Origin of the sequence: Verticiella alkaliphila (assembly GCF_018904615.1) — a bacterium.
Lineage (GTDB): Bacteria > Pseudomonadota > Gammaproteobacteria > Burkholderiales > Burkholderiaceae_B > Verticiella > Verticiella alkaliphila.
This window is the reverse complement of the sequence record NZ_JADCNH010000095.1, coordinates 1-1,713: the sequence shown is the minus strand read 5'-3', so window position 1 is coordinate 1,713 and position 1,713 is coordinate 1. Positions and strand designations below refer to the sequence as shown.

The 1,713-nt window shown below is 70.4% G+C and carries 2 protein-coding genes; both read right to left on the bottom strand.

The window, feature by feature from the left end; translation table 11 throughout:
- A partial coding sequence (locus IMZ29_RS22355; protein WP_253207385.1) for a TPM domain-containing protein occupies positions 1–913 on the bottom strand: 913 nt, incomplete at its 3' end.
- Between the two features lies 1 nt (position 914).
- Entirely contained in the window at positions 915–1,532 is a 618-nt protein-coding gene (locus IMZ29_RS22350) for a LemA family protein (protein WP_216188472.1), read from the bottom strand.
- Positions 1,533–1,713 lie beyond the last annotated feature (181 nt).

Below are 1,713 nucleotides of genomic sequence, written 5' to 3'. Positions count from 1 at the left end.
CGCCGCCCCACCCTCCGCCACCGCCCCAGCCACCGCCGCCACCCCGGCGGCCCCTGGTGCCGCGCATGCGCTTGTGCAGCCCCGTGACCCGAAAGACGACGTGCAGGACAATGCCCAGCAGCGCGCCCAGCACGCTGCCCCACGCCGCCTGGGTGACGATAAAGCCCACGATGCCGCCGCCCACCACCGCCATGAGCGGATTGCCGGCGAAGATCGCAATGGCGGCAAAGAGCGCCCAGTGGCCGAAGCCCGCCGCGCCCGAGGGTGGTGCAGTGTCGACCATCTGGATGGCCGGGGGCACCCCCGTGGGCGCGCGTGTCGGCGCAGGCAGCGCCTCACCGCGCGCGAGCGCCATCAGCGCATCGACGCCAGCGTCGATGCCGCCGGCAAAATCGCCCTTGCCAAATCGCGGCACGATGCGCTCGCGGATGATGCGGCCGGCCTGCACATCGCTGATGGCACCCTCCAGCCCATAGCCCACTTCGATGCGCACCGCACGGTCGTTCTTGGCCACCAGGAGCAGCGCGCCGTCGTCCACACCCTGGCGCCCGAGCTTCCAGGCCTCGAACACCTGCGTGGCATACGGCTCGATCGCTTCGGGCGCCGTCGTCGGCACGAGCAGCACGGCGATCTGCGCGCCCTTCTCGCCCTCGAAGGCAGAGAGCTTGGCCTCCAGCGCCGTCACTTGGTCCGCACTCAACGTGCCGGTGCGATCCGTGACGCGGCGCGTGAGGCGCGGTACGCCGGCAGCCGCCTCACCCGGCGCGGCCACCGCTTCGGTCGAAGGCGTGGCCGGACTCGATGCAGACTCTGCGGCCCACGTCATCGCACCGGCCTGCGCGAGGACCAGCGCGACTGTCACCGCCCAGCGGGCGGCCACGCTGCGCGAGCGGCCAACACCAAGCGCACGCATGTCAGCGCGCCGCCGCGCCGGCCGGCGCGTTGGGGGCGAAATCCACACTCGGCGCGCGCGAGATCTCGGCCTCGTTGTCCACCGAGAAATTCGCCTTCGGGCCATAGCCGAAGACACGGGCCGTGAGCACCTGCGGAAATTGACGGACCAGGACGTTGTAGGCCTGCACCGATTGCACGTAGCGTCCGCGGGCCACGGCGATGCGGTTCTCCGTGCCTTCGAGCTGCGTCATGAGATCGCGGAACAACCCGTCGGCCTTCAACTGCGGGTAGTTTTCGGTGACCAGCAACAGGCGGGAGAGCGCCGAGGAGAGCTCGCCCTGCGCCTGCTGGAAGCGCCGCACGGCCTGCTCGTCGCCCAGCATCTCCGGCGAGAGCTGCACGCTACCCACGCGGGCCCGCGCTTCCGTGACCTGGGTGAGCACCTGGGCTTCGTGACTGGCGTAGCCCTTCACCGTGTTGACCAGATTGGGCACGAGATCCGCGCGGCGCTGGTATTGATTGAGCACCTCGGACCACGCCGCGGCGACGGATTCGTCCGCCGATTGGATGGCGTTGTAACCGCAGCCGGACAGCAAGCTGGCCAGCGCGGCCATGACCACCAGCAGACGAACTCTCATGACGCGACTCCGAAGACAGGGATTCTGATTACAGCACAGGCGCAGCGCGCATTCGCGCCGCGGCCTGAGCCCGCAGCGCCGCCAGCAGCGCGCGCATCGCCGGGCCTGGCGCAAGATCCGTGCGCGTGAGCAGGCCGACGGGCTCCTCGCTGCCGGCCGTGTCCAGCGGCAGGCGCACAAG

Coding starts and splice junctions, on each gene's coding strand:
- IMZ29_RS22350 (WP_216188472.1), bottom strand. CDS start 1,532: ATGAGAGTTCGTCTGCTGGTGGTCATGGCCGCGCTGGCCAGCTTGCTG.